Here is a 26438-nt window from a genome sequence, read left to right on the forward strand (position 1 = left end):
CATGAGCGATCGGCCGACAGCCGGATTACCCGACCAGAGCGGCCGCACCTGGGTGATCACCGGCGCGAACAGCGGGCTGGGTGCCGAGATCGCCAGGGCTGCCGCGGCGGCCGGCGCCGACGTGACCCTCGCCTGCCGCAACCTGGACAAAGCCGAACGTGTGGCGGGCCGGATCGGCGCGTCGGCGCGCGTCGCGCATCTCGATCTGGCCGATCTGGGCTCTGTGCGCGATTTCGCGGCCGGCGTCGAGCCGTTCGACGTCCTGGTCAACAACGCCGGAGTGATGGCACTGCCGCACAGGCGTACGGCCGACGGTTTCGAGATGCAGATGGGCACCAACCACCTGGGGCATTTCGCCCTCACCGGACTGCTGCTGCCCAGAGTGCGCGAGCGGATCGTCATCATGTCCTCGCTCGCGCAGAACTGGGGAAGGATCCACGCCGACGACCTCAACTGGGAGCGGCGGCGCTACAACCGATGGGCGGCGTACGGCGACTCCAAGCTGGCGAACACCGTGTTCGGACGAGAGCTGGCGCGCAGGCTCACCCAGTCGGGATCCCCCGTGCGGGCGGTCCTGGCTCATCCCGGCTACACCTCGACCGGTCTGATGGGGCAATCCGAGACGCCCGTGGACTACCTGATGAAGGCGGGCGCGATGCTTCGCGTGGGGCAGCCTGCGGCTCAGGGGGCGTTGCCCGCACTGTTCGCGGCGACGGCCGACGTCCCGAACGGCAGCTATTGGGGGCCCAACCGGGTGCTGCGCGGTACACCGTCGCGTGCACGTTATCGTGCGGCGGCCGACGATCAGCGGGTTCGCGACCGCCTCTGGTCGGCGTCCGAGGAACTGACGGGCGTCACTTTCGACGTCTGAGAGCGCGCGGGTCAACGCACCCCGGCGGGACGGAACTGGACGCTGATCCGCGGGCCGGCCCCGGGCGTCTTCGGGACCGCGTGATCCCATGTGCGCTGGCATGAGCCACCCATCACCAACAGATCGCCGGAACCGAGGATGAATTTCCGTGACGGTCCGCCGCCCCGCGGGCGCAGCAGAAGGGTGCGCGGAGCGCCCAGGGAGACGATCGCGACCAGGGTGTCGTCGATCCGTCCCCGACCGATCCGGTCACCGTGCCAGGCGACGCTGTCGGAGCCGTCCCGATACAATGCCAGACCCGCGGTGGCGAAGCCCTCGGGCAGTTCTCGTCGGTAGTGGTGCGTCAGTGCACCGCGGGCCCGTTCGAGGATCTCGTGCGGCAGCGCGCTGCGCTGATCGTAGAAGGCCAGCAGTCGCGGGACGTCGACCACCGACTCGTACATCTGCCGGCGTTCGGCTCGCCACGGCACATCGGCGCGTAGGGCGTCGAACAGGTGCATCGACCCGGTGACCCAGCCCGGGCGCACATCGACCCAGGCGCCGTCGGAGAGCGGGTGTCGTACGGTGCTCGCGCTCAGTGCGGCCAGGCCGACGTCCGCGTCAGCCGAGTCGAACAACGAGGCCTGAACTCCAGTGCCCATGGCTGGAGCCTACCAGGGCATCGAATGTATGTTCTAGTACGAACGGCGCGCGGTCATCGCAGACTGCCGAGTCGCTCGGCGGCCTCGGCGATGACCTCGTCGCGCTTGCAGAAGGCGAAGCGGACCAGGTGCCGCCACGGCTGATCGTCGTCGACGAATGCGCTGACCGGCACGGCGGCGACCCCGATCCGCGCCGGCATCTCGCGGCAGAACTCGAATCCGTCCGAATACCCGAGAGGGCGCGGATCGGCGCAGACGAAGTACCCGGCCTCGCTGCGGTGGACGTCGAACCCGGCCGTGCGCAGCGCGTTCGACAGGACGGTCCGTTTGCGCGCCAGGTCGGCGGCGTTGGCCCGCACCCAGTCCATCTCGGTGCGCAGCGCGTGCGCTACCGCGGGCTGGAACGGTCCGCTGCCGACGTAGGTGAGGAACTGCTTGGCCGCACGCGCCGCCGCCACCAGATCGGCGGGACCGGTGATCCAGCCGACCTTCCACCCCGTGCACGCGAAGGTCTTGGCGGCGCTCGAGATCCGCAGGGTGCGCTCGGCCATCCCGGGCAGCAACGCGAGCGGGTGCTGGCCGCGGCCGTCGAAGAGCAGGTGCTCGTACACCTCGTCGGTGATGGCGACGGCGTCGTACTCGATCGTCAACCGTGCGATCTGGGCGAGGTCGTCGTCGGTGAGTACCGTGCCCGTCGGATTGTGCGGCGAGTTGACCAGCACCGCAGCGGTATTCGGTCCGAACGCGGCGGCCAGCGCCGATCGGTCGAGCACGAATCCGTCGCCGTCGCGCACCAGCGGAACGGTGCGCCGGACACCGCCCGCAAGGGCGACGCAGGCCGCATAGGAGTCGTAGTACGGCTCGATCATCACCACCTCGCGGCCGGGCTCGACGAGTCCGAGCAGGGCACCGGCGATGGCCTCGGTGGCGCCGACGGTCACCAGGACCTGCGAATCAGGGTCGCGGTCGATGCCGTAGTGATCGCGCTCATGTGCGGCGATCGCGTGGCGCAGCGACGGCACACCGATCCCGGGCGGGTACTGATTGCCGCCTGATTCGATCGCGTCGACGGCCGCCGCCAGCATCGATGCCGGCCCGTCGGAGTCGGGGAACCCCTGACCCAGGTTGATCGCGTCGTGCTTCACCGCGAGGGCCGACATCTCCGCGAAGACGGTGGACGTGAACGGGCGCATGCGGTCGACCAATGGCATGGCTCCAGGTTGGCACACACCCGACCCATGCGGTCAGCGGACGTGCGCCACTCCCGTGCACGTCGGCGCGGCCAGGGTGAGGAAGGGCCCTCGGTTCATCGCTCGCGTGGTGATCCGGACCGGTCCCGGACCCGTGGCGATCTCCGCCGAGAACCCGGCGCCCTCGGCGTCGTGGGTGAAGTGGGCATTGCTCTGGCCGCTCCGGCCGGTGCGCAGGTTTTTCCAGGTCAGGGTGCCGTCGGTGCGGTAGCCCCAGATGCTGGGATTGCCCCAGGTGACGCTGATGCGCCCATTGCCGTCGGGGTAGACGGTGACGCCGCCGTAGTAGGGATTATCGATGATGTTCGGTGACAGGCCGATGCAGTTCTGCGCGACGTACTCGCTGGTCTCGATGTCGGCGCCGGCCGCGCCGGCCCCGGCCGCGGTTCCCGCGACGACGGCTCCCGCTGCGAGAGCGACGACAGTTCCGGTGACGAGACGGTTCACGGTTCCCCCTTGGAATCGACGATGGTGTTCGAACCCCCGACAACCGGTATGTCGCACGAACAGACGACGAGTGTTACGTGCGTCTCACGGCAGCGGCGGTCCGACGATGTCGTCGGCGTCGACGATCCGGTACGCGTAGCCCTGCTCGGCGAGGAATCGCTGGCGGTGCGCGGCGTAGTCGGCGTCGAGGCTGTCGCGCGAGACGACCGAGTAGAAGTGCGCTTGACCGCCGTCGGCCTTGGGCCGCAGCAGACGGCCGAGGCGCTGGGCCTCCTCCTGGCGAGAACCGAACGTACCCGAGACCTGAACCGCCACCGAGGCCTCGGGGAGATCGATGGAGAAGTTCGCGACTTTCGAGACCACCAGGGTCTGCAACTCTCCCCGGCGGAAGGCGTCGAAGAGCTTCTCGCGTTCGGCGTTCCGGGTGGAGCCCTGGATCACCGGGGCGTCGAGTTCCCGGCCCAACTCCTCGAGCTGGTCGATGTAGGCGCCGATGACGAGGGTCTGGGAGTCCCGGTGGCGTTCGAGGATCGACCGGACCACGCGGATCTTGGAGTGGGCGGTGGAGCAGAGCTTGTACTTCTCCTCTGGTTCGGCGACGGCGTACTGCAGCCGCTCCGAATCGGTCATCGTCACCCGGACCTCGATGCACTCGGCCGGAGCGATCCAGCCCTGCGCCTCGATGTCCTTCCACGGGGCGTCGTAGCGTTTGGGGCCGATGAGGCTGAAGACGTCGCCCTCGCGTCCGTCCTCGCGGACCAGCGTGGCGGTGAGGCCGAGGCGCCGTCGCGACTGGAGGTCGGCGGTCATGCGGAAGACCGGGGCCGGAAGCAGATGCACCTCGTCGTAGATGATCAGACCCCAGTCGCGCGAGTCGAACAGGTCGAGGTTCTTGTACTCGCCCTTCGACTTGCGGGTCATCACCTGGTAGGTGGCGATGGTGACGGGGCGGATCTCCTTGCGCTCGCCCGAGTACTCGCCGATCTCGTCCTCGGTCAGGGAGGTCCGGGCCACCAACTCGCGCTTCCACTGGCGGCCGGCGACCGTGTTCGTCACGAGGATCAGCGTGGTGGCGCCGGCCTTGGCCATCGCCGCGGCGCCGACCATGGTCTTTCCCGCACCGCACGGCAGGACTACGACGCCCGAACCGCCCGCCCAGAACGAGTCGGCCGCCAACTCCTGATAGTCGCGCAGATGCCAGTCGGTCTGCTCCAATTCGATCGGGTGCGCCTCGCCGTCGACGTAACCGGCGAGGTCTTCCGCGGGCCAGCCGACCTTCAGCAGGATCTGCTTGAGGCGCCCGCGCTCGGACGGGTGGACCACGACGGTGTCGTCATCGATCCGCGCGCCGAGCATGGGCGCGACCTTCTTGTTCCGCAGGATCTCCTCCAGCACGGCGCGATCCAGGCTCACGAGGGTGAGCCCGTGCGCGGGGTTCTTCATCAGCTGGAGACGCCCGAAGCGGCCCATCGTGTCGACGATGTCGACCAGCAGCGGCTGCGGAACCGGGAAACGCGAGTGTGTGACGAGGGCGTCGACCACCTGCTCGGCGTCGTGGCCGGCGGCTCGCGCGTTCCACAGTGCCAGCGGAGTGACCCGGTAGGTGTGGACGTGCTCGGGAGCGCGCTCGAGTTCGGCGAAGGGTGCGATCGCGGCCCGCGCGGCGGCCGCCCCCGGATGGTCGACCTCCAGCAGGAGGGTCTTGTCCGATTGCACGATGAGAGGTCCGTCGGTCACCGGTCCATTGTCCAGGTTCGGGCGCGGTGCGGCCACCTGCCGTCGGGAGTCAGAGCACCTCGACGCGGGTGATCCGGTGCAGCGCGAACCGGAGGTCGGGCTCGCCGCCCTCCTCGTCGGCCACCAGTTGTCCGGCGGCCAGCGAACGGGCGTGCACCACATGCCGACTCGCCGCGCCCTGCGCGTCCACATAACCGATGCGCAGGCGCCTCCCGGTGCGCAGGGCCAGTTGGATCAGCGTGGACACGGTCTCGCCGGCGGCACCCGACGCCGAGGCCGCGGCGACCGGTCCGGCGGCGCGGTCGGCGGTCCGCATCCGGGAGACGACGGCGTGCGCCTGACCGGGACCGAGAGCGGCGCGTCGATGCGGTGGGGACGACGCCGCACCGCGGGCCGGGACGCGGACGCCTCGGCTGCGCAGGTCTATCAGTGCTCCGGAGGAGTCCTCGCCCGCGGGGCTGAACCCCGATGCGCGCAGCCGGTCGATCACATCGCGCAGCGGTGCCGCCGACACCGCGACCGTCGGGGCCAGGGCGCGCAGGGCCAGCTCGGTCGCGGCCTCGCTGCGCAGCACCTCGGTGAGCGTCGCGGTGTCGTCGCAGCGGATGAACGACGCCGCCACGCCCACGCGCAGCCGGCCGTGTCTGCGGGCGACGTCGTCGATCAGATATGTCAGCGACTGCGGCACGGGCGTCCGTGAGTGCTCGTGGAGGAACGTGGCGATCTCGGCGCTGGTGCGGCCGGTGTCGAGCGTGCGCCGCACACTGTCTTCGGTGATCCGGTACATCGAGGCGGCACCGCCCGATTCGAGGTCGGCGATCAACCGGAGCCGGTCGGCCACGTCCGGATCGAGCGGCCCGGGCACCACGACTGTCAGGTCGGCCTGGACCAGGAAGTAGTCGATGAGGTCGGGCAGGGACGCGTCCATCGCCGCGAGCACGTCGGCCGCCGACTCGGCGTCGGCGGGAACGTCGAGGAGCAGCCGCCCGGCGGTCGTGAGCGAGCCGTGCGCCACGAGTCCGAGTTCGGTCGCCTCGCGCAGGGTCTCGGACACCACATGCACGTTGAGCCGGCGGAGACGGCGCGGATGACGCCATCCGAGTACCGCGGTCAGCGCTTCGGGGGACACCGGGTGGGCGGGCTCGGCGTCGGCGAGCGGAGCCAGCACCGCGCGGCGCGAGGCCGCGGCGGTGGCGTCGAACAGTTCGGACGACAGCGCCGCGAGGGTGTTCCCCTCGCGGTCGGTGTCGCCGATCTGCCAGGGCTGCCGCGGCAGATCGAGCCACGCCCGCGCCATGCCGAGCCATTGTCGCCCGGAACTCAGATGCGCCCAGGCGTCGACGGCGCCGGTGGGCGCGAAGACGTCGTCGGCGAGGTGGTCGCCCGCGTCGGAGTCGGGCGCACCCGCGTCGAGCAGCCGCTGCCTGGCCAGCAGCTCGACGAGCAGGCCGACGCGGCTCACGGTCAGGGCGGTGGTCTTGGCGAGGCGCCGGAGTTCGCGGATGCCCAGGCCGCCGGACCGCAGCAGGGCCGCCGGTGCGGTGCCGAGCGCCTCGATCAGATCGCCGGAGTGACGGAGCAGTTCGAGCGCCTCGCCCGCCCCCGCGGCGTCGACGGCCTTCGCGTCGAACCGCCCGGGGCCGTCCGCACCGGTGAGTGGCGGTTCCCGCAGGACCGCGGTCTCGAGCGGCGGCTGACCGCGAAGCAGTTGTCCCACCTGGGGCGGAAGCTCCACGGTCTGCTCATCGATCCGTGCGAGCAGACCGAGTGAGATGAGGGTGGGCACCGGCGCGCTCGGATCGGCATCCGGTGCGGCGTCGCGACTGCGCCCGAGAGACGACCCCTGGGCGAGTGTGGTGAGCAGTTCCCTGGGCCGCTCGGCGGCCGATTCGATGCGCTCGCGGATCTGCGCGGGAGTCGACTCCGCGATGGGGCCGAGCAGATTGTGAGCCCGCCACGGCAGGGCGGCGGGCAGATGCGCCCCGGCGATCCAGTCGGTGTGCCTGCCGCGCCGGCGGGGGCCGGTGCCCCACAGCAGTGCACGGGTGACCATCTGGTCGAGACGCGCGTCGACGTCGCCGCGCCGCGCCCGCCGACCGAGACGGGCGACGATCGCGTCCCGGCTCACCGGCCCGAGGAGTTCCTTGCGTTCGCCGATCGCACTGGACGCGTCGAGAAAGGCCTCGATCACCGCGACCGCCAGAAGGTCGAGCCCTTCGCCCGCCAGGGAGATCGACGCCGCCGACAGCGCGCGCTGGGCGAGGACACCGGTGCCGCGGGGCGGGGGAGAAGCGAGGTCGGGCCGGGCGATCAGCAACTCGACGAGCGCATCGTCGGACCGCTCGGCGAGATCGTCGGCCAACCCGCGCAGCGGCAGGTCGGGACTCATTCGGACAACTGTACCGCCGGTTCAGCGGGCATGGCACAATGAGGCCGTGGCTAAGAAGAGTGGATACGTGGACAACGGTTGGCCGACGGATATCGGTGAGCAGCACGCGGTGACGGAGTTCACCTCTCACCTGGCGGGTGCGCTCTCGCCGTTCGGCGATTACTACGAGCTGCCGCAGCCCGTCGACAGCCTGCCGTACATCCAGTCGAAGACCGTCGTCAACCGCTGACCTGACCTGAGCTCTGCCGAGACCGGCCGGACCGTGTGGTCCGGCCGGTTTTCGTGCGTCATGTGTCACGTCGGTGCGGGGGCGGTCGCAAAATGCGAGAAGACCCCCGCCGAAGCGGAGGTCTTCTCGGATGAACTTCTCGGGTGATCAGGGGAGGTTGATCAGGCCCTTGTTCTGGTTGTACAGCTTCAGCTGGTCCGGGGTGAGCTGGTAGCCGGAGTCCTTGGCGGCCTTCCAGGCGCTGCGCACCTCGGGGCTCACCTTGGAGTCGTTGACGACCTTGTCGATCTGCTGCTTGGCCTCTTCGGTGTTCTTGGCGTCGGCAGACTTGGCCAGGCCGGTCTTCGGGGCGTCCTGCTGCTTCGGTGCGAGCGGGTTGGCCGGCTTGGGGGTGGCCGGGGCGCTGCGCTGGGTGGGGCCCGAGAGGGGACCGCCGCAGGTGGGCCATGCGCCCTTGCCCTGGGTGGCGAGAACGCGCTCGCCGACGGCGATCTGCTGCTCGCGGGTGGCCTGGTCGGCGCTCGGTGCGTACTGGGTGCCGCCGTGGGCCGCCCAGGTGCTCGGGCTGAACTGCAGGCCGCCCTGGTAGCCGTTGCCGGTGTTGATGGCCCAGTTGCCGCCGGACTCGCACTGTGCGACCTGATCCCACTCGGAATCGGTCGCTGCCGAGGCGTGACCGCCGCCCATCAGGGCCGCGCCGCCGCCGATGATGGCCGACGTGAGGGCGATCTTCGCGAAAGTCTTGGTATTGGTCGTCTGCTTCGAGTGACGTCCGGACATATGTCTTCGTTTCCTCTCTCCACGCGCCTACGAGGTGAGCTGTCGGGTTCGGGCTGAGAGGTGCCCGGTCCGGCTCGCGTCACTGGGTGCGACGTCTGCCGGGCTTAACCCCAAGGCCGACCACCGAGGTGATCGACCGGTTCCCGGAGGATTGTGGGTCCCCCGTCCTCGCTCCTGAAACTGCATCAGCGGGTGTCCTGCCGGCGGAGCGAGGTTGGGCGCGACCGGCGGAACGGGCGTTCGGGTGGTCGCCTGGGTGGCGGCCGTCATGAACACTACGTCGTCGGGCCCGCGAGAACATCTGATGCGAAGAGGTGCTCTGAGGTGGTGTGAAGCGGCCGATCGGGCGTCGTGGCACGTCCGTGCTGCTCACGGCACTGATACCCGTCTCGTATCCCGTTCGTTATCCGGTTGTTATGTGACAAAGGTCACATCCTGATTGAGAGTTCCGACACGCCGGTATGTCAGGATTGCGCGCGTCGAGCTTCGAGCGCGCGGAAGCTGCTGGCGTGGAAGACAAGTGGTTCGACGTTCGGGTCGCAGCGCAGGGCGTCGATGGTCAGAAGCACCACGAGGTGGTCGCCCGCGGGGATCTCTGAGAACACCGTGCATGCCAGGTGGGCGGCGGCGCCGGGGATGAAGACCGCGCCCGAGTCGTCGGCGATGGGGCGTACCCCGGTGAACCGGTCCTCCGGCGGCCCCGCGAGCCTGCGGCAGACTTCGCCCTGGTGCGCGGCGAAGACACTCACGCCGACGGTGCCGCCCCTCAGTGCGGGCCAGGTGGTGGAGCCGTTGCGGACGCACACCGACACCAGCGGCGGATCGAGCGAGACGGTGGTGAAGGCGCTGGCGGACATCCCGATCGGGTCGCCCCCGGGATCGTCGCCTGTGCGACACACGGCCACCACGCCGGACGGGAAGCAACTGAAAGCTCGTTTGAGTTCGGTCTCGTCGCTGACGGGCCGCAGCGGCCGGTCCGGGTCGATGCGGTTCACCGGCTGCGCCGGCCGGACAGCAGGGCGAACACGATCCCGAGCAGCAATCCCAGCGGTGCGCCCATGGCCAGAACGTAGACGGTCGTGACGACGGCCGTCCCGGTGTCCCGGACCGCCGGGAACAGCAGGGCGATGCTCGCGATCATCCCGATGCCGAACATGACGACGGCGACCCCGAGCAGGCGTGAGGACTTCTGGGTCTGCATGGCGTCAACGGTAGCCCGAACGCTAGAATCTGTTGCAGCGCGCCTCCGCTCGGACTGCCATCGGGCCAAGGCGCTTTTGTCTGTGGCAGACCAGATCAGTTGTGAAGGTGAGCACTGTGCCGACCGGCCGGGTGAAGTGGTACGACTCCGCGAAGGGCTTCGGGTTCCTGTCGCAGACCGACGGCGAGGATGTGTACGTCCGGGCCAACGCGCTGCCCTCGGACGTCTCGGAGCTGAAGGTCGGACAGAAGGTGGAGTTCGACATGGCGGCGGGACGCCGCGGCCCGCAGGCGCTGCGCGTCACGGTCCTCGAACCGGCGCCCAGTGTGGCGCGCAACACGCGCGAGGCGGCACGCCGCGAGCGGGACGCGAAGCGTCTCTCGCCCGACGAACTGCACGGGCTCATCGCCGATCTCATCACCTTGCTCGAAGGCAAGGTGCAGCCGGATCTGCGCAACGGCCGCTATCCCGACCGGAAGACCGCCCAGCGGATCTCGGAGGTCGTCCGCGGCGTCACACGCGAACTCGACCGCTGAGGCGGGCCTCCGTCCGGCCGAGCTAGCCGCGCTGGTCGGGCAGCGTCGCGGTGTTCGGAATGCGGAAGTCGACCGGCAGAGTCCGGATCGAGAAGGTGCCGCGGATCGACAGGTCGACGTCGAGCGAGTCGTTGTCCTGGCCGGGGGTCTTCTCCCGGTACGCCGAGATCGACGACACCTCCACGCCCATCAGCACCCGATCGGGTTCGCTGTGCAGAATCTGCGTGAAAGTGGTGCCCGGCAGGTGCAGCCACATCACGCGTGCGATGCCCCGTGGTGTCGCGTATTCGGCGATGAGCGTCCACGGCCCGTCTGAGATCTCCTTCGGAACGCTCAGGGTCACCCGCTCGCCGATGGCGACCGGGTGGTCGTAGGTGCGGAGCTTGAACTTGCCGTTCCGGTCGACGAGTCGGCAGTCGTCCATCTTCACCGAGCACCAGTACGACGGTTCGGCCCGGGTCAGGTGGTCGCCGGCCTGGAACGAGATGGTCGGCAGCGGCTTCTCGTGTCCCCGGACGAGCAGCGTGGTGGCGCCGGCGATGATCACCAGGGCCGCGACCACCACGGCTCCGATGATCGCGAGGGCCTTCTTGTCTCCCGGTTGCATCACGTCGAATACGTCCTTCGGTTAGGGGGCGGGGGCTGGGGGATGTGCGGGCTCGATCAGGGGCGTGTCGGCCGCGGCTCAGCGCGGTGCGCGCAGATGGTCGGGCACTTCGATCGGCATCGTCGGGGCCGCGTGATCGGGGCGGCGGCCGCCGAAGCCCGGCACCATCGTGGAACCGCGGCTGGTCAGGAAGGTCTGGACGAGACCGATTCCGACGAACACGGTGACCACGGTGAAGCCGATCCACAGCTCGGTGGGCAGGAGCACACCCAGGGTGGCGCCGAAGACCCAGCAGAGTTGGAGCACCGTCTCCGACCGGCCGAATGCGGACGCCCGGGACTCCTCCGGTAGATCGTCCTGGATGCTCGAGTCCATGCAGACCTTCGCGATGGCGCTGGTCGCCGAGCCGATGAAGCCTGCGACGACGACGAAGATCAGCGAGTTGAAGATCGCGGCCAGCAGACATCCGACGAATGTGGCCGCGGTGGACCACACGACGATCGCGGTGGGATTGCGCAGCTCGATCCGCGTGCCGAGGCCGTTTCCGGCGGCGTTGCCGACGCCGGCGGCGGCACCCACCGCACCCAGCATCATCAGCTGCGCCCAGCCGGAACCCAGGTGGTCCTGCGCCTTGGCGTAGAAGGCGATGTACAGGGTGAGAAACCCGGTCAGGATGCGGATGGTTCCGTTGCCCCACAGTCCGGTCACCACCGAACGGCCCAGCGGCTGGCGCATCTTGGCCGCCAACCGCTTCGAGAGGCTCGGCTTGTGGGCCCGCTCGGTGGGGGCCTCGGCGTCCGGACTGCCGCGGTAGGTGATCGTCGTCGGGACCTCGCCCTCGGTCACCTCCACCCACGACGGGATCTTCATGCAGTAGTAGCCGCCCATCGCGGCGACCAGCACCAGCCAGATCATCGCGCCCGGAACGTGGAAGGGGAGGAACTTGCCGAGCACCATCTCGAGCGCGCCCGCGATGCCGCCGCCGACGATGGTGCCGCCGATCAGGCCGAACGTGGTGAGCCGGGAGTTGACGCGGGGCAGATCGATCGAGGGCGGCAGCACGCGCGGTGCCACGGCCGATTTGAGCACCCCGAACGATTTCGACAGGACCATGAGCCCGAGGGCGCACGGATAGAGCACCCACGGCTTGTACGTGAGCTGCCCGGATGAGGAGTCCCACGAGGAGTTCACGATGATGAGCAACCCGAGGACCGCGCGGAGGCCGAAGGTCGCGGCCATCGCGATTCGCCGCCCGTTCTGCAGCCGGTCCAGAAGCGGCCCGATCAGCGGTGCGATGAGCGCGAACGGTGCGATCGTCAAAGCCAGGTACAGGCCGACGTTGACCTTCGATTCGCCGGTGGCCGCGGCGAAGAACAGCGTGTTCGCCAGCGCGACCGCCATCGCGGCGTCGACGGCGCTGTTGGCGATCACCGGCAGCGTGAGCGCGGTGAGTCCGGACCGGTCGGCGCCGTCGGCCGTCGCCGCGCGATGCACCATGTTCACGCCGCGGGCGGTGAAGTACTTCGACCGCCGCGCGAAGACCCGGACCACCGTGACCTTCTCGGGTGGAACGTATTCGGTGCCGCGGCGACGGTCCTGCGCGCCGGCCTCCGGCTTGATCCGGGTGGTCGGCTGGTCGACGGGTTCGGTCTGCGGGTCGAGCGGGGGCAGATGCGGGTTCCGGGTGCGCGGAGGCAGATAGCCCTCGCTGGCCGGACGTTCGCGGGACTCGAACGGTCGGGTGGGCACGCGCGGTCGCGGGTCGGCCGGGTAGTTCGCCTGGCCGGGATGCGGCGCCGGCCGCCGCGGAGACCGCGGAGACTGCTGCCGGTCACCGCCGTGGGGGCGGTTGTCACCGGGTTGACGAGGATTCACGTCATCAATTGTTCCCTATGACGCGGACAAGGCTGGGAACAGGCGGCGCCCGACGCTTCGTGCGTGCCTCGCCGATCCCGCGAATCGTCTGCGAAAGGTGCCTGACGTGCATTACCCCGGGCCGCTATTGCACACTGGAAGGGTGAGTGTTGCATTCGAGAACGGCGCCCTGGTGGATGCTGTCGCCTTCGCGCGCGAAGCATTGATCGCCGACGGCGAAACGCCTGGTGAGCATCTGGGGGCGCGCTCGGAGGGCGAGTACGCCGCCACCCACTACTTCGCCGCCGAAGTCCCCGGCTACCGGGGTTGGCAGTGGTGCGTCGTCGTCGCGGGTGCGCCCGAGTCGAGGGAACTGACGGTCAGCGAGACCGTCCTGCTCCCCGGCGACGGCGCTCTGCTCGCCCCCGAATGGGTTCCCTGGGTGGATCGCGTCGCGCCGGGCGATCTCGGTCCCGGCGATCTGCTGGCCGCGCCCGCCGACGATCCGCGGCTGGTCCCCGGGCAGATCGACACCCTCGACGTCGATCCCATCGACCGGGATCAGGTGGGGCAGGTCTCGGCGGAGATCGGCCTCGGACGCAAGCGCCTGCTCTCCTTCGAGGGCCGCGCCGACGCCGCCCAGCGCTGGTACGACGGCGAATTCGGTCCCGATTCGGCGATGGCCCGCAACGCCCGGCACTCGTGCGGGACCTGTGGTTTCTACCTGCCCCTTGCCGGAGCGCTCCACGGCGCCTTCGGCGTCTGCGCCAACGAGCTGTCCGCCGACGGCCGCGCGGTCTCCGCGGAGTACGGTTGCGGCGCGCATTCGGACGTACGGCCCGCACCGGGCAATGGCAGCCCGGCCTACGACGCCTTCGACGACGGTGCCGTCGAGGTCGTGACGCTGCCGGCCGTTCCGGCGAGCGATGCCCCGGCCGGAGACTGATCCCGCGGATCCGTTCGGGACCGCGGACCTGCGCCGGAGCACCCTGCAGGGCTGGCTGTCGTCGCCCACCCGTCTGGCCGAGGACGCTGCGGCCGAGGCGGAACTTCTCGAGATCGGTTACCGCGACCGCCTCTTCACCGAGCTCGCGGCCAATGCGGCCGACGCGGCGAGCCTGGCCGGCATCGACGGCCGGGTGACGGTGTGGGCCGACGGCGCCACCGTCCACGTCGCGAACACCGGTGCGCCGCTGACGGCCGCCGGAGTCCGGTCGCTCACGGCGCTGCGCGTGTCGCCGAAGAGCCCGCTGATCCACGGCGGGACCACCGTCGGCCGCTTCGGCATGGGTTTCCGTGCCACGTCGCTCGCCGCGCGCGTCACCCTCGCCTCACGCAGCGGATCGATCGAGTTCGACGCCGATCGGACTCGCGGACAGATCCGCGCGCTGATCGACGATCCCGATTCGGAGCTGGATCTCGATCGGGTCCCCGCGCAGCGACTGGCCTGGCCCTCGGCGGCCCAGCCCGCTGCGGGATTCGACACCGAGGTGGTGCTGGAGACGGCCGACGAGGAGGCCGCGGCCGCGATCGTGTCGGCGGCGCAGCACCAGGCGCCCGACCTCCTGCTCGAACTGGAGGCGCTCGCGCGGATCGACGTCGCCGGGCGGAGTTACGAGCGTCTGGCCGACGGCGACACCGTCGTCATCACCCGCGACGGCACCGAGCACCGGCGCTGGCTGATCGCGCGAGCCGCCACCGCCCGATGGCTGGTGCCGATCCGGGACGGACGGATACGGCCGCTGTCGGGCGACGCGCTGCGCAGCCCCAACGCCACGGATATCGAACTGACCCTTCCCGCGCGCGTGATCGCCGACCTGCCGTTGACGCCCGATCGCCGGGAACTGCATCCCGACGCCGACGTCGAGGCGGCGGCCGCGGGTTATCCCGAACTCGCGGCACTGGTTCCCGACGACCAGAAGCAAGCGGTGATTCCCCCGCCGGCGCTCGCATCGGGCCGGGTGGACGCGGTGCTCCGGGAGGCGGTCCGGGACCGGCTGCGCACTGCCCGGTGGCTGCCGTCTGCCACCGGGGAGGCGCTCTCGCCCGAACGGGCGTGGGTGCTCCCGGGCCTGACGGCCGACCTCGCGGCGCTGCTCGGCGACCTTCTCGAACCGTTGGCGCATCCGGATGTCAGTGACCGGGTGACGGCGTCGCTGCTGGTGGGGTTGGGCGCTCGGCGCCTCGGCCTGGCCGATCTGGCCGAGCTGCTGTCCGGTGCCGGCGGCGAGGACACCGCATGGTGGTCGCGGCTCTACGCGGCGCTGGCGCCGATGGTCCCGGACGCACGGACCGCCGAGGAACTGGGAACGCTGCCGGTTCCGCGCACCGACGGCCGCATGAACGTCGGGTGCCGCGGGCTCTTTCTCATCGACGGGCTGGACGGGCTCGACGATCCGCCCGTCCCGAGCTGGGTGCCGACCGTCGATCCCGCCGCCTACGACCCGCTCCTGGACCGCCTCGGACTCACGCGCATCTCGCCCGCGGCGGCGCTGGCGCTGCCCGAGCTGATCGCGGAGCTCGACGCCGGCCCCGATTCCGACGACCGCGCTGCCGACCCGGACGCCGTGACCGACGTGGTGCTCAGGATCCTCGGACTGCCCGACGCCGGTCGCGCGCCGGCCGAACTCGGCGGTCTGGAACTGCTCGGAGCCGACGGCGAGCGGTGGCCGGCGGACGAACTCCTGCTGCCCGACAGCCCGCTGGCGCAGGTGCTGGTCGACGACTCTCCGTTCGGAACCGTCGCCGATTCGGTGGTCGAGACGTACGGGCCGACGGCTCTGCGCCGACTCGGCGTCGGATGGGGATTCACGCTCGTGCGCGACGACGCGCCCGTCGCGCCGGATCACGACCTGCCCGACGAGGAGCGATGGTGGGAGGAGCACGAGGTGCCGCCCGAAGAACTGATCGCCGTTCGCGACCTGGACCTCGTCGACCCTCGGCAGTGGCCGGCCGCTCTCGCGCTGCTGGCCGACGACCCCGACACCGCGTCCGCGCTGACCGGCGGGTACACGCGGTGGTGGCTGCGGCGATACGCCGAGATCGACGGCACGGCGCTACGGGGTCTCCGATCGGTCGACGAGACGTCGCTGCGCGGGCTGTTCGACCCCGTCGAGGTGCCCGTGGCGGCCGCCGGACTCCTCGCCGCCGGTGAGCCGGACGACGCCGACGACGCGGCCGACTGGCTGGCAAGGCTCGCCGATCCGGCACGGACGGTCGCACCCGGCGTCGCAGTCCGTGCCCATGCCGCGCTGATCAGTGCCGTGCGTTCCGGGGCGTTCGCGGTCGACGACGTCGAACCGCCCCGAGGCGCCCGGACGGTCTCCGGCGAAGTCTCCGACGATCCCGTGGTGGTCGGGGCGCCGTGGTGGATGAGCGTGGTGCCCGCCGGTCGCGCCGTCCTGCCTGCGATCCCGCCCGACGCCGATTCAGCCGCTCTGCTGGCCGATCTCCTCGATGCACCTACCGCGGCCGAGGTCTACCGGGTGATCCCGGACCAGGGCGGCGAGTCCGTCGACCCCGACTCCGCCGACGCCGTCCGGCTGTCCGCGGCGGCCGGACTGCCCGCGCCCCACCGCGTGCGGCTCCACGACGATCTCCATGTCACGGTGACCGGTGAGACCGACGACCGGCGGCGCGTGCCCCTGTGGGTGGACGACGACGGGACGGTGCATCTGAGCCGATGTCGGGGGCGGGCGGACGATGAGCCAGTACCGTGAGCGGCGAGCCGCGAACGACGAGTTCCCTCCAGAGACACCAGCGAGGCAGTAGTGCAGCAGTTCCCGATCGACGAACGCATCACCGACTGGGTGGTGCACTCCCGGCACGAACCGCTGACCTCGGTTATGCAGTTCCTGACCGTCCTCGGTGACACCCTGACGGTGGTCCTGGTGGTCATCGGGGTGCTGGTGCTCGCGTGGGTGGGCAACCGCATCGACCTCTCGGCACTCATCGTGGTCGGCAGCCTGAGCGGCTACGTGCTGATGGTGCTGCTCAAGCTCTTGTTCGCCAGACCCAGACCACCGGTCACCGACCGGCTCATCGACGTCGGGGGAGCGTCGTTCCCCTCTGGGCACGCGATGCTCAGCACCGTCGTGTACGGGCTCTCCGCCGTCATCCTGTACCGGCTGTATCCGCGCGTGCGGGCGCGACCGCTGATCCTGCTGTGGATTCCCGCGCTGATCGCGGTGATCGGTCTCAGCCGGGTGTACCTCGGCGTCCACTGGACCTCCGACGTCGTCTTCGGCTGGTTGTTCGGACTGATATGGCTGCTCGTCTGTCTCGTGGCCCATGCGCAACTGGTCCGGCGACCCGCCCTGCTGCGGGTGGGAACCAAGCGGGTGACGAATTCGGTGGCCCAACAGGCCCAGCACGATCAGCAGGTGAAGAACGCCAGGGATCAGCGCACGTCGAGCCCTTCCTGAGCGCCGCGGGAACCGCGGCGCACGGCGGCCTTCTGGAGGAGTACCACGCCGGTGCCGAGCACACCGACGCCGAGCCCGACCAGGCACACCGGCAGCGCGCTGTCGGGACCAACACCGCCGAGCCACACCACCAACGTGGCCACCGTCCAGATCAGCATCCCGGCCACGATGACCGGTTCGGGTGCCCTGAGCCTGGCCGGGAGTTGCGGGATCTCGGACTCGTCTGACATGGGTTCAGACTAGCTTTCCCGCCCGTGGTGGTTCGCGCGCGGCGCATGCGCAACAATTATCCGGTCCATTGAATGCCCGACAGTGAGAGGCCCGCCGATGACCGATCCGGCCGACAACGAACCGCAGGAGGCGAACGGCACCGACACGGCGAAGACGTCGCAGTCCGTGCTGGATCGGTACTTCAAGATCCGCGAGCGCGGTTCGACGGTGGCCCGGGAAGTGCGCGGCGGACTGGTCACGTTCTTCACGATGGCGTACATCGTCGTCCTGACGCCGATCATCATCGGCGGTGTCCCCGGGAAACCGATCAACGCCGACTCCCTCGGCAACGTGCTCCCGATGCTTCAGGTGGCCGCCGTGGTGGCACTGGCCGCGGGTGTGATGTCCATCGTCTTCGGCCTGGTCGCCAACTATCCGTTCGGCCTGGCGGCCGGCATCGGGATCAGCAGCCTGCTGGCGGTGACGATCGCGCCGCAGATGAGTTGGCCGGCGGCGATGGGCCTGGTGGTGATCGACGGTGTCATCATCGTGCTGCTCGGCCTCACCGGTGTCCGGACCGCCGTCTTCAACGCCGTGCCGGCCGAACTCAAATCGGCGATCGCTGCGGGCATCGGCGCGTTCATCGCCTTCATCGGTTTCATCAACGCAGGCTTCGTGACCCGGCCGGAGGCTGCCGGCGCCCCGCCGGTCCAGCTGGGGCACGACGGGTCGATCGGCACCGTGCCGACGGTCGTCTTCGTCGTCGGCGTCCTGCTGATGGCGGTCCTGGTGGTGCGGAAGGTGCCCGGCGGACTGCTGCTCGGGATCATCGTGATGACCGTGGTCTCGATCATCGTCGAGGCCGTGATGCATCTCGGACCGGCGTCCGAAGGCCACGGGGGCTGGGCGATGAACGTTCCCAAACTCCCGAGCGGCATCGGCGGACTGCCGGACCTGTCCCTCGTGGGCGATGTGGACCTGTTCGGCGCGTTCACCGGACAGTTCGACGATGTCAGCGTTCTGATCGCCTGCGTCTTCCTGTTCACCCTGCTGCTGTCGAACTTCTTCGACGCTATGGGCACGATGACCGGTCTCGGCAAGGAGGGCGGTCTCGCGGACAAGGACGGCAATCTCCCGGGCATCGGACGGGCGCTGATGATCGAGGGTACGGGCGCCATCGTCGGCGGCGCGTCGTCCGCGTCGTCGAACACCGTGCTGGTCGAGTCGTCGGCGGGCATCGCCGAGGGCGCGCGCACGGGATTCGCGAACATCGTGACCGGTGTGCTCTTCCTGGCGGCGATGTTCTTCACCCCGCTGTACAGCGTGGTGCCGATGGAAGCTGTCGCACCCGTGCTGGTGGTCGTCGGCGCGATGATGATGGGCCAGATCAGGGACATCGATTTCACCCGGTTCGAGCTCGCGCTCCCGGCCTTTCTGACCATCGTCACCATGCCGTTCACCTACTCGATCGCCAACGGCATCGGCGTCGGCTTCATCAGCTGGGTGGTGCTCGGAGCGGCGCGGGGACAGTGGCGCCGGATGCATCCGCTGCTGTACGTGGTGGCGGTCCTGTTCCTGCTCTACTTCGCGAGAGGGCCGATCTCCGATCTGATCTCGGGCTGACGCGTCAGAAGAACGTGCCCGCGAACGGCGCCTCGTCGACGGCGAACATCGCCGCCAGCTGCGCTACGACCTCCGGATCCGCGTCGATCCGTCCGGCGGCGGCCATCTCGCGGACGCCGACACCCCCGAGGTAGACGCTCGAGAGCGTGGCGATGTCGATGCCGGCCTGCGGGGCGTCGTCGGTGCGCGTCACCGTCGCACGGGCATCGGCGACCGTCAGCCGGTAGCGTCCCGCACGGTCGCCGAAACCGTCGGTCACGTCCAGGACCAGGTCGCCGTCTGCGCCGTAGGTGCGCAGTTCCAGGGCGGCGACGACGTCGAGGATCGACACCCACAGCTCGTCCGCCCGTCCCTGCACCTCGAGGGCTCGCGCGTTCACCAGCTTGTGCGGCAGCGGGTCGTCGACCGGGATGGACGCCGTCACGGCCGAGACCAGGTCCAGGCTCGACAGGACGCGCCACAGGTCGGTGTGTGCCTCCGGCGTGGCGGCGACGAAGTCCTCGACGATCGCGGTCTTGTCGCGGGCATCGATCCGGTAGGCCGCATAGCCGTCGGCGTGCAGTAGATAGTGCAGGCCGCTGGTCTGCGAGTTCCGGCGGAAGGCACGGTCGGCGATGATCGACGGCCACCAGGTCTCCGGGCGGGTGATCGCGCCGTTGCGCCCTGCGGCCCAGCGGCGATGGACCTCGGGGACGTGCCGGACCACCTGCTCGCTGTTGCCGTAGCGGACCCGGGAATCGGCCGGCGGGGGAGTGCGGAACTGCGCGGACGCGGGAGTCACGCGGACGCGATGAGAGAAGATCGCGGGCCCGAAACCGAAGCGTTCGTAGATGCCGCCCTCCGACGCGGTGAGCGTGGCGAGGGGGAACTCGCGTTCGCGCCAGGTCCGGTACTGCTCGGTGATCATCCGCCGCAGCAGACCGCGGCGCCGATGGGTGGCCGACACCGAGACCCACGACAGTCCGGCCGTGGTGGCCGACTCGCCGCCGGGGACGGTGAGCGGCACGGGGAAGTACAACGAGACGGCGACGATCGGACGTCCGTCGGAGCCGGTGTCGCGGATGATGACGGTGTCGCCCTCACCCGCCCGGTTGCGGAACTCGATCATCTCGTCGGCGGGCAGCGGCTTCGGCAGGGCGAACGCACGGGCGTCGATCTCGAGGATCTCCGGCCAGTCGGTGCCCCTGGGGCGTTCGAGCGAGAGCGGATCGGCAGCGTCAGACGACGAATTGTTCACCCGTCCAGTGTGCCAAAGCTCACCGACGCCGGTGCAGAGCACCGCTGACCGGCCACGATGTGGCACCGTTGACTGGTGACCTCGACAGACGCAGTCCGGCCGACCGACCACCTCGCCGTGGACGTCATCGACATCGTCGACCCGTCCGATCCGCGGATCGACGACTTCCGGGACCTCAACTCGGTGGACCGCCGCCCGGATGTACCCGCGCTGCCCGGCGGCCGGGTGGGGAAGGGGCTTGTGATCGCGGAGGGAGTGCTGGTGGCGCAGCGGATGATCGCCTCGAGGTTTTCACCGCATGCCTTCTTCGGCGTCGACCGCCGGCTCGACGAACTGGCCTCGGACCTCGAAAACCCGGCGCTGGCCGGGGTGCCGTTCTACCGTGCGAGCGCCGAGGTGATGGCCGAGGTGATCGGCTTCCACCTCAATCGCGGCGTCCTCGCCGCAGCCCGGCGGCCCGTCGAACTCTCGGTGCCCGAGGTGATCGAGAACGCGCGCACCGTCGCCGTCCTGGAGGGCGTCAACGATCACGAGAACATCGGCAGCATCTTCCGCAACGCCGCGGGCCTCGGCGTGGACGCGGTGATCTTCGGGACCGGGTGCGCCGACCCCCTGTACCGACGGTGCGTGCGCGTGTCGATGGGGCATGCGCTTCTCGTGCCCTTCGCTCGCTCGCAGGCGTGGCCGGCCGACCTGGACCTGCTGCGGTCGGCCGGATTCACCACGGTGGCACTGACTCCCGGCGAGGGCAGCGTCCCCCTCGCCGAGGCGGTCACCGACGACAGGGTGGCCTTCCTGGTCGGGGCCGAGGGCCCCGGCCTGGCCGAACACACGATGCGACGCTGCGACGTCCGCGCGCGGATCCCGATGAGCCGGGGCACCGATTCGCTGAACGTCGCGACCGCGGCGGCGGTGGCCTTCTACGAGCGCGCCCGCTGACCTGTGCCGATGGTGTTCCCGCCCGCTGGCTGAGCGAGCCGCAGCGAGTCGAAACCCTCCCAGGCTGGTTGAGCGAGCGTAGCGAGTCGAAGCCGACGCATGTCGGTTCCCTCCCAGGCTGGTTGAGCGAGCGCAGCGAGTCGAAACCAACGCGAGCCGGTTCCCTCCCAGGCTGGTTGAGCGAGCGCAGCGAGTCGAAACCAACGCGAGCCGGTTTCGACTCGCTTCGCTCGCTCAACCAGCGGCGGGGGCGGTATTCGCTCAACCGGCGTCGACGGCCGTCACAGACGACCGCGGAAGCCGAAATAGCGGGAGATCGGTCCGGGAGTGCGCGCGGGCGGGGAGTCCGGTTGCTGCTCCGACAGCGGTTCCGGGGTCGCGACCGGCGCGGGAATCCGCTGGATCGGCTCGGTCTCCTCGGTCGACCCCTCCGGAGCGGCGTGCGCGTGATGCGGCTCGGTCGGGGCGTCCGCGCGGAGGGGCACCGATGATTCGATCACGTTGTCGAATCCGTCGTCGGGCCCGACGCGGTAGACGGTGACGGGAATGCGCGCGGGGTCGACGGCCGACGATGTGTCGCCGTGGAAACTGAAGCCGAACCAGGCGCCGTGTGCGGCGTCCGCGAGTTCGCCGGGATGGAAGGGCAGCGCGAGCGGATCGTGTTCGGCGGCGGCCTGCGGGTGATCGCCCGCCCAGAACGGCCCTTCGAACGGATACGGCAGCCCCACGTCGGTGCGGATAACCGTCGGCGTGCCGACGAAGGCGCGCTGCAGTTCACCGTCCTGCCAGCGGGCCACACATCCCGTGTCGGTGTCAGGGTCGAGCGAGACGAGAGCCCAGGTCTGGCCGACACCGAGATCCTCGAGATAGGAGGTCAGCTCGTCGGGGTCGGTGGTGCGAAGGCTGGCGCCCGCGAGCACCGCCAGGCGGCCGAAGTGCGCGGCGAACACCCGGTTGTCGGCGCCGTCGACGGCAGCCGCGAGATCGGAGGTTCCGATGGGCGTGATCTCGGTGTCGGCGAAGGCCTTCTCGATGAAGTCCGCCGTCTTCTCCGGATCGATGTACACGCCGCCGGCCAACTCCGCCGCCGGATCGGGGCAGGCGATGAACCAGAGGGCAGATATGTTCGGCAGCACCGAGTCTCCAAGTCGCATCAGTCGTTCGGGTGGCTTCGGACGCCGAGCAGTACGTCCTCCCACGCCGGCACGGTGGGTGTCGCACGCTTGCCGCGGTGCCGCGGTGCCGTCGACTCCCTCTCCTCCTGCGGCGTCGATGCCTCCACTCGACGCTCGTCGTCGTACCGCAGATCGAGGACCTCTCCGAACGGGTCCCGTCGGTGACTCTGCCGTCCGGTGAGGTCGTCGGCATCCACCGTGACGTATTCGTGCCCGTCGGGCGCCACCTCGTGGGCCGGAGGCTTCGGTACCGCCTGCACTGTGGGCCTGCGGCTGCTGCGCGCCAGTTCCGGTTCGGTCAGCTCGACGGCCAGATCGTCCATCGGGTCGGTGGTCCCGCCGTGCGAACCGGGCACGAAGCGCCAGTGTGCGAAGAGGTCCGAGCCCGGTTCCGGCGACACCTGGACCACCCACTGACCCGACTCCGTGCGCCACGCGTCCCATTCGGCGTTCTGTGGTGAATGTCCGCGCAGCACAAGGCATTCGGCCACCATTTCGCCGAGTGTGCCTGCGACGGGACCGTCCACCCCCATCGGATGCGAGGCGCGCGCGAGTTCCGCGGCCCGGCTCCGTTCCAGGATCACCGGATGCGCGAACCGATTGATCTTCTCGACTCCGACCCCGGTGGCGGCGGCGAGTTCTTCGACGCTGGCACCGGACCGGACACGAGCCTGGATCTCCCGGGGCGTCAGCGACAACGTCGCCTGCGCATCGGTCGGCTGGTCGGCCACCGACTGAGCGGGCCCGGAGGGGGTCGACTCGGGCCGGGCGGCGTCGGTCGACGCGCACTCGCACTGGGCGGGGACATCCGCCTCAACCGATTCCGGCGGGTGGACGAGCGCGCGCAACGTGCTGTCGATCGGGATCTGAAACTCTTCGCCGGAGTCGAGGTCCATCACGACGATGAACGCACCGTCTGAGTCGGCGCGATCGGCGTGCAGTTCACGCATCGACTCCTCCTCCGGTCACCAGGTACGCGGATACCGCACTCAACACTAGTGAATTTCTGTGCCGGAGCGCGAGAGGACACGCGGCCCTTCTGTGAAGATCAGATCTTCGATCCGGGTCAGAGGCGCTCGACGATGTAGTCGATGCACTGGGTCAACTTGGTGACGTCCTCGGGGTCGATCGCCGGGAACATGCCGATGCGCAGCTGGTTGCGGCCGAGCTTGCGGTAGGGCTCGGTGTCGACGACCCCGTTGGCACGCAGCGTCTTGGCGACGGCCGCGGCGTCCACCGAGTCCGCGAAGTCGATGGTGCCGACCACCTGGCTGCGGTGCGCCTCGTCGGCGAACGGAGTCGCGAACTCGCTGGCCTCGGCCCAGCTGTAGAGCCGCGAGCTGGAGTCGGCGGTGCGGCCGGTGCAGAAGTCCAGACCGCCGTTGTCGTTCATCCACTCGATCTGGTTCTTCAGCAGCAACAGCGAACCGAGCGCGGGCGTGTTGTAGGTCTGGTTCTTGGAGCTGTTGTCGACCGCCGTCGGCAGAGACAGGAACTCGGGGCACCAGCGGCCCGACTCCTTGATCTCCTCGATGCGAGCCAGTGCGGCCGGGCTCATGATCGCGATCCAGAGCCCGCCGTCGGAGGCGAAGCTCTTCTGCGGCGCGAAGTAGTAGACGTCGGTCTGCGCGATGTCGACCGGCAGCCCGCCCGCACCCGAGGTGGCGTCGATGGCGATCAGCGCATCGCCTGCGGCGGCCGGGCGGACCACGGGAACCGCGACGCCGGTGGAGGTCTCGTTCTGCGCCCAGCCGATGAGGTCGACGCCTTCGACGTCGCCGGCGGTCAGCGCAGCCGGGTCGGGTGCGGTTCCGGGATCGGTCGAGACGACCTTCGGATCCTGAAGGAACGGGGCCTTCTTGGACACAGTGGCGAACTTGGAGGAGAACTCGCCGTAAGTGAGATTGAGGGCGCGCTCGCGGATCAGGCCGAATGCCGCGGCGTCCCAGAACGCGGTGGTGCCGCCGTTGGAGAGGACGACTTCGTAGCCCTCCGGCAGCGAGAACAGCTGTGCCAGACCCTCGCGGACCGCGCCGACGACGTTCTTGACCGGTGCCTGACGGTGGCTGGTGCCGAAGACCGAAGCGCCGGTGTCGACCAGCGATTGCAGCTGCTCGGGGCGGACCTTGGACGGGCCGCAGCCGAAACGGCCGTCTGCGGGAAGGAGTTCGGCGGGCAGCGTGATCGCGGTATCGGTCATGACGACGATTCTAAGACAGCCCAGCACGGCATTGCGCAGCAGCGGGCGCCGTGCAAGAGCAGGATGACTCTGGACACCGTTTCGCTGTTTCGTCGAAGGTGAGGAAATGGACACGTCGAAGGTGATCGATGTACGAGGTCTGCGGAAGAACTTCGGCAGGTTCACCGCGCTCGACGGGCTCGACCTCAGTGTCGAGACCGGCGAGATCGCCGGATTCCTGGGGCCGAACGGCGCGGGTAAATCTACTACCATCCGCATCCTGCTCGGCATGCTCCGCCACGACGGCGGGCAGGTCCGGCTTTTCGGTGCCGACCCGCATCGCGATGCGGTGTCCGTGCACCGCCGGCTGGCCTATGTGCCCGGCGACGTCACGCTGTGGCCGCAGCTCAGCGGTGGTGAGTCGATCGACCTCCTGCTGCGGCTGCGGGGTCTGGACCCGGCAGCCACGCCCGCGCGCGACGAACTGATCGAGCGGTTCGAACTCGATCCGACGAAGAAGGCGCGGTCGTACTCCAAAGGGAACCGGCAGAAAGTGGCGCTCGTCGCGGCCTTCGCGGCCGACACCGATCTGCTGGTGTTCGACGAGCCGACGTCCGGGCTCGACCCGCTGATGGCGCGCGAGTTCATGCGCTGCGCTGCCGAGCGCGCCGCACGCGGGGCGGCCGTCCTGATGTCGTCGCACCTGCTCTCCGAGGTGGAGGAGCTCTGCAACACCGTCACGATCATCCGGGCGGGAAAGACCGTGCAGGCGGGCCGGCTCGAGGATCTGCGACATCTGCGCCGGTTGCGGGTCACGGCCACCCTCCCCGGTCCGAGCGACCTGTCCGCGGTGCCGGGGGTGCACGATCTCGACACGACGGCTTCCGGGGACGTGACCTTCACCGTCGACGACGATGCCCTCCCCGCCGTCACCGCGGCGCTGTCGGCCGCGGGGGTCGCCCGGCTGGCGATCGAACCGCCGAGCCTGGAGGAGTTGTTCCTGCAGAACTACCGCGATCAGGACGATCAGGACGCGGTCCGCGGCAGCCGGGAGCGGGCATGACTTCGCCGACTACGCGCTGGCCGCTGCTGGCGCGCATGGACGTGCGCCGTGAGCGGCTGATCATCCCGGTGACAGTGGTGCTGTTCGCGGCCATCAATCTGTCGACCGCCGCGATGATCCAGAATCTCGCCGGCGATCCCGCTCAGCAGCAGAGCCTGCGGACGGTCGCGGGGACCAATGCGGCGTTCCGGTTCCTCTTGGGAAGTGTTCCCGGAGACGACTCTCTGGCGGCGCTGGCGTCGTGGCGGGCGGGACTGTTCATGATCGCCGCGCTCGGCGTCTGTGCCGCGATGGCGGTGGTTCGGCTGACCCGCAAGGAGGAGGAAGAGGGACGCACCGAGTTGGTCCTGGCCGGGTCGGTCGGACCGGTGGCTCCCGCCGTCGCCGCGGTGAGCGTCGTCGTCGGTTTCGTGCTCGTCGTGTCCGCGGCGATGGCGGCGAGCCTGCTCACCGTCGACGGCGCGGACCCGGTGTCGCTGCTCGCGGTGTTCGCGCAATACGCCTCGACCGGTCTGGCCGCCGCCGGCCTGGCGCTGGTCGCCGCCGAGGTGTTCCCCTCGGCCCATTCGGCGAATCTCGCCGCGTCCGGCGTGGTGCTCGCCGGATACGTCCTGCGCGGCGTCGCCGACACGGTGCCCGCCGCGGCCTGGTTGAGATGGACGAACCCGGTCGGCTGGGCCGAGGCGATCGAGCCCTTCGACGGCAACAGTTTCTGGCCGGCGCTGGCCTCCGTCGCGGCGTTCGTCGCAGGTCTCGCGCTGGCTCCGGTGGTCCGCAGGCGCCGCGACCTGGGGGCGGGGCTGCTCGCCGCCAGACCCGGCCCGGCGACCGGACCGCACTTGCGGTCGCCGCTGGCTCTCGCGTGGCGGCAGAGCCGTTCGACGGCGGCGGCCTGGATCGGCGGCGTCGCGGTGTACGGCGTCACGGTCGGCGTCATCACCGATCAGGTGGATCAGTTCGCGGGTACCAACAAGGCGATCACCGACTTCCTCGAGTCGTCCGGAGCGGCGGGCACACTGAAACAGGTCTTCCTGTCGACGATGACC

At 69.8% G+C, this 26438-nt stretch carries 24 protein-coding genes and 1 riboswitch; of the genes, 9 read left to right on the forward strand and 15 right to left on the reverse strand.

All coding sequences use genetic code 11. The features are described from left to right. Position 1: 1 nt before the first annotated feature. Positions 2 to 871 (forward strand): oxidoreductase, encoded by an 870-nt coding sequence (locus ACZ5QD_RS18500; protein WP_006894557.1) that lies wholly within the window; start codon positions 2 to 4, stop codon positions 869 to 871. 11 nt (positions 872 to 882) lie between these two features. Here the strand turns inward: ACZ5QD_RS18500 and ACZ5QD_RS18505 are convergent, their stop codons facing one another. The 5 genes from ACZ5QD_RS18505 to ACZ5QD_RS18525 form a co-directional block, all read right to left on the reverse strand. Then, complete coding sequence (locus tag ACZ5QD_RS18505) at positions 883 to 1512, reverse strand: alpha-ketoglutarate-dependent dioxygenase AlkB (protein ID WP_006894559.1); 630 nt, start codon at positions 1510 to 1512, stop codon at positions 883 to 885. Positions 1513 to 1565: 53 nt separating this feature from the next. Beyond that, positions 1566 to 2723, reverse strand: a complete 1158-nt coding sequence (locus ACZ5QD_RS18510) for a pyridoxal phosphate-dependent aminotransferase (RefSeq protein WP_039866699.1) — start codon at positions 2721 to 2723, stop codon at positions 1566 to 1568. Between the two features lie 33 nt (positions 2724 to 2756). Further along, complete coding sequence (locus ACZ5QD_RS18515; protein WP_006894563.1) at positions 2757 to 3209, reverse strand: hypothetical protein; 453 nt, start codon at positions 3207 to 3209, stop codon at positions 2757 to 2759. Between the two features lie 84 nt (positions 3210 to 3293). Then, positions 3294 to 4946 (reverse strand): DNA repair helicase XPB, encoded by a 1653-nt coding sequence (locus ACZ5QD_RS18520; protein WP_006894564.1) that lies wholly within the window; start codon positions 4944 to 4946, stop codon positions 3294 to 3296. Between the two features lie 49 nt (positions 4947 to 4995). Then, complete coding sequence (locus tag ACZ5QD_RS18525) at positions 4996 to 7335, reverse strand: helicase-associated domain-containing protein (protein ID WP_464367002.1); 2340 nt, start codon at positions 7333 to 7335, stop codon at positions 4996 to 4998. Between the two features lie 46 nt (positions 7336 to 7381). Here ACZ5QD_RS18525 and ACZ5QD_RS18530 point away from each other — a divergent pair, with 46 nt between their 5' ends. Next, positions 7382 to 7564 (forward strand): hypothetical protein, encoded by a 183-nt coding sequence (locus tag ACZ5QD_RS18530; protein ID WP_006894566.1) that lies wholly within the window; start codon positions 7382 to 7384, stop codon positions 7562 to 7564. Between the two features lie 147 nt (positions 7565 to 7711). On the opposite strand, the gene ACZ5QD_RS18535 is transcribed toward ACZ5QD_RS18530, so the two are convergent. From ACZ5QD_RS18535 to ACZ5QD_RS18545, 3 genes are all read right to left on the reverse strand, one after another. Continuing rightward, a complete protein-coding gene (locus tag ACZ5QD_RS18535) occupies positions 7712 to 8344 on the reverse strand; it encodes a transglycosylase family protein (protein WP_006894567.1) in 633 nt (210 codons plus the stop codon). An 8-nt stretch (positions 8345 to 8352) separates the two neighbouring features. Then, positions 8353 to 8545: riboswitch (cyclic di-AMP (ydaO/yuaA leader) on the reverse strand. Between the two features lie 263 nt (positions 8546 to 8808). Next, complete coding sequence (locus ACZ5QD_RS18540; RefSeq protein ID WP_346074704.1) at positions 8809 to 9339, reverse strand: flavin reductase family protein; 531 nt, start codon at positions 9337 to 9339, stop codon at positions 8809 to 8811. Continuing rightward, positions 9336 to 9545 carry a hypothetical protein gene (locus ACZ5QD_RS18545; RefSeq protein ID WP_006894572.1) on the reverse strand — a complete coding sequence of 70 codons (210 nt, stop codon included), beginning with the start codon at positions 9543 to 9545 and terminating at the stop codon, positions 9336 to 9338. The genes ACZ5QD_RS18540 and ACZ5QD_RS18545 overlap by 4 nt, the downstream gene beginning before the upstream one ends. A gap of 116 nt (positions 9546 to 9661) precedes the next feature. On the opposite strand from ACZ5QD_RS18545, the gene ACZ5QD_RS18550 reads away from it, so the two are divergent. Next, complete coding sequence (locus ACZ5QD_RS18550) at positions 9662 to 10081, forward strand: cold-shock protein (RefSeq protein WP_006894574.1); 420 nt, start codon at positions 9662 to 9664, stop codon at positions 10079 to 10081. A 22-nt stretch (positions 10082 to 10103) separates the two neighbouring features. Here the strand turns inward: ACZ5QD_RS18550 and ACZ5QD_RS18555 are convergent, their stop codons facing one another. Then, positions 10104 to 10688: a DUF2771 family protein gene (locus ACZ5QD_RS18555; protein WP_039866702.1), complete on the reverse strand. Its 585-nt coding sequence runs from the start codon at positions 10686 to 10688 to the stop codon at positions 10104 to 10106. Positions 10689 to 10766: 78 nt separating this feature from the next. Further along, positions 10767 to 12563 (reverse strand): MFS transporter, encoded by a 1797-nt coding sequence (locus tag ACZ5QD_RS18560; RefSeq protein WP_062367385.1) that lies wholly within the window; start codon positions 12561 to 12563, stop codon positions 10767 to 10769. A 142-nt stretch (positions 12564 to 12705) separates the two neighbouring features. Here ACZ5QD_RS18560 and ACZ5QD_RS18565 point away from each other — a divergent pair, with 142 nt between their 5' ends. The 3 genes from ACZ5QD_RS18565 to ACZ5QD_RS18575 are packed head-to-tail and all read left to right on the forward strand — an operon-like array spanning position 12706 to position 16966. Continuing rightward, on the forward strand, positions 12706 to 13488 hold the full coding sequence (locus ACZ5QD_RS18565; RefSeq protein ID WP_039866704.1) for a DUF3027 domain-containing protein: 783 nt from the start codon (positions 12706 to 12708) through the stop codon (positions 13486 to 13488). Next, the gene (locus ACZ5QD_RS18570; RefSeq protein ID WP_464367003.1) at positions 13469 to 16261 is read left to right on the forward strand and encodes a sacsin N-terminal ATP-binding-like domain-containing protein; all 2793 of its coding nucleotides are present in this window, start codon (positions 13469 to 13471) and stop codon (positions 16259 to 16261) included. Before ACZ5QD_RS18565 ends, ACZ5QD_RS18570 begins: the two co-directional genes overlap by 20 nt. Before the next feature lie 51 nt (positions 16262 to 16312). Beyond that, the gene (locus ACZ5QD_RS18575) at positions 16313 to 16966 is read left to right on the forward strand and encodes a phosphatase PAP2 family protein (protein WP_006894582.1); all 654 of its coding nucleotides are present in this window, start codon (positions 16313 to 16315) and stop codon (positions 16964 to 16966) included. Here the strand turns inward: ACZ5QD_RS18575 and ACZ5QD_RS18580 are convergent. After that, complete coding sequence (locus ACZ5QD_RS18580) at positions 16942 to 17196, reverse strand: DUF2530 domain-containing protein (protein WP_006894584.1); 255 nt, start codon at positions 17194 to 17196, stop codon at positions 16942 to 16944. The two genes, ACZ5QD_RS18575 and ACZ5QD_RS18580, sit on opposite strands and share 25 nt — an antisense overlap. A gap of 97 nt (positions 17197 to 17293) precedes the next feature. On the opposite strand from ACZ5QD_RS18580, the gene ACZ5QD_RS18585 reads away from it, so the two are divergent. Continuing rightward, complete coding sequence (locus tag ACZ5QD_RS18585; RefSeq protein WP_006894586.1) at positions 17294 to 18799, forward strand: NCS2 family permease; 1506 nt, start codon at positions 17294 to 17296, stop codon at positions 18797 to 18799. A gap of 4 nt (positions 18800 to 18803) precedes the next feature. Here the strand turns inward: ACZ5QD_RS18585 and ACZ5QD_RS18590 are convergent, their stop codons facing one another. Continuing rightward, positions 18804 to 20036, reverse strand: a complete 1233-nt coding sequence (locus ACZ5QD_RS18590) for a GNAT family N-acetyltransferase (RefSeq protein WP_006894587.1) — start codon at positions 20034 to 20036, stop codon at positions 18804 to 18806. A 75-nt stretch (positions 20037 to 20111) separates the two neighbouring features. Between ACZ5QD_RS18590 and ACZ5QD_RS18595 the strand changes: the two genes are divergently transcribed. Further along, on the forward strand, positions 20112 to 20975 hold the full coding sequence (locus ACZ5QD_RS18595) for a TrmH family RNA methyltransferase (protein WP_006894589.1): 864 nt from the start codon (positions 20112 to 20114) through the stop codon (positions 20973 to 20975). Between the two features lie 281 nt (positions 20976 to 21256). On the opposite strand, the gene ACZ5QD_RS18600 is transcribed toward ACZ5QD_RS18595, so the two are convergent. The 3 genes from ACZ5QD_RS18600 to serC all read right to left on the reverse strand — a co-directional run bounded on the left by ACZ5QD_RS18600 (position 21257) and on the right by serC (position 24350). Further along, on the reverse strand, positions 21257 to 22129 hold the full coding sequence (locus tag ACZ5QD_RS18600) for a DUF6928 family protein (RefSeq protein ID WP_231650283.1): 873 nt from the start codon (positions 22127 to 22129) through the stop codon (positions 21257 to 21259). Continuing rightward, positions 22129 to 23100 (reverse strand): septation protein SepH, encoded by a 972-nt coding sequence (gene sepH / locus ACZ5QD_RS18605; protein ID WP_006894592.1) that lies wholly within the window; start codon positions 23098 to 23100, stop codon positions 22129 to 22131. Before sepH ends, ACZ5QD_RS18600 begins: the two co-directional genes overlap by 1 nt. A 116-nt stretch (positions 23101 to 23216) precedes the next feature. Then, positions 23217 to 24350 carry a phosphoserine transaminase gene (gene serC, locus ACZ5QD_RS18610; protein WP_006894593.1) on the reverse strand — a complete coding sequence of 378 codons (1134 nt, stop codon included), beginning with the start codon at positions 24348 to 24350 and terminating at the stop codon, positions 23217 to 23219. Between the two features lie 106 nt (positions 24351 to 24456). Between serC and ACZ5QD_RS18615 the strand changes: the two genes are divergently transcribed. Further along, entirely contained in the window at positions 24457 to 25392 is a 936-nt protein-coding gene (locus ACZ5QD_RS18615) for an ABC transporter ATP-binding protein (protein WP_039866706.1), read from the forward strand. Positions 25393 to 26438 lie beyond the last annotated feature (1046 nt).

The sequence above is a fragment of the Gordonia sp. J1A genome (genome assembly GCF_055393515.1).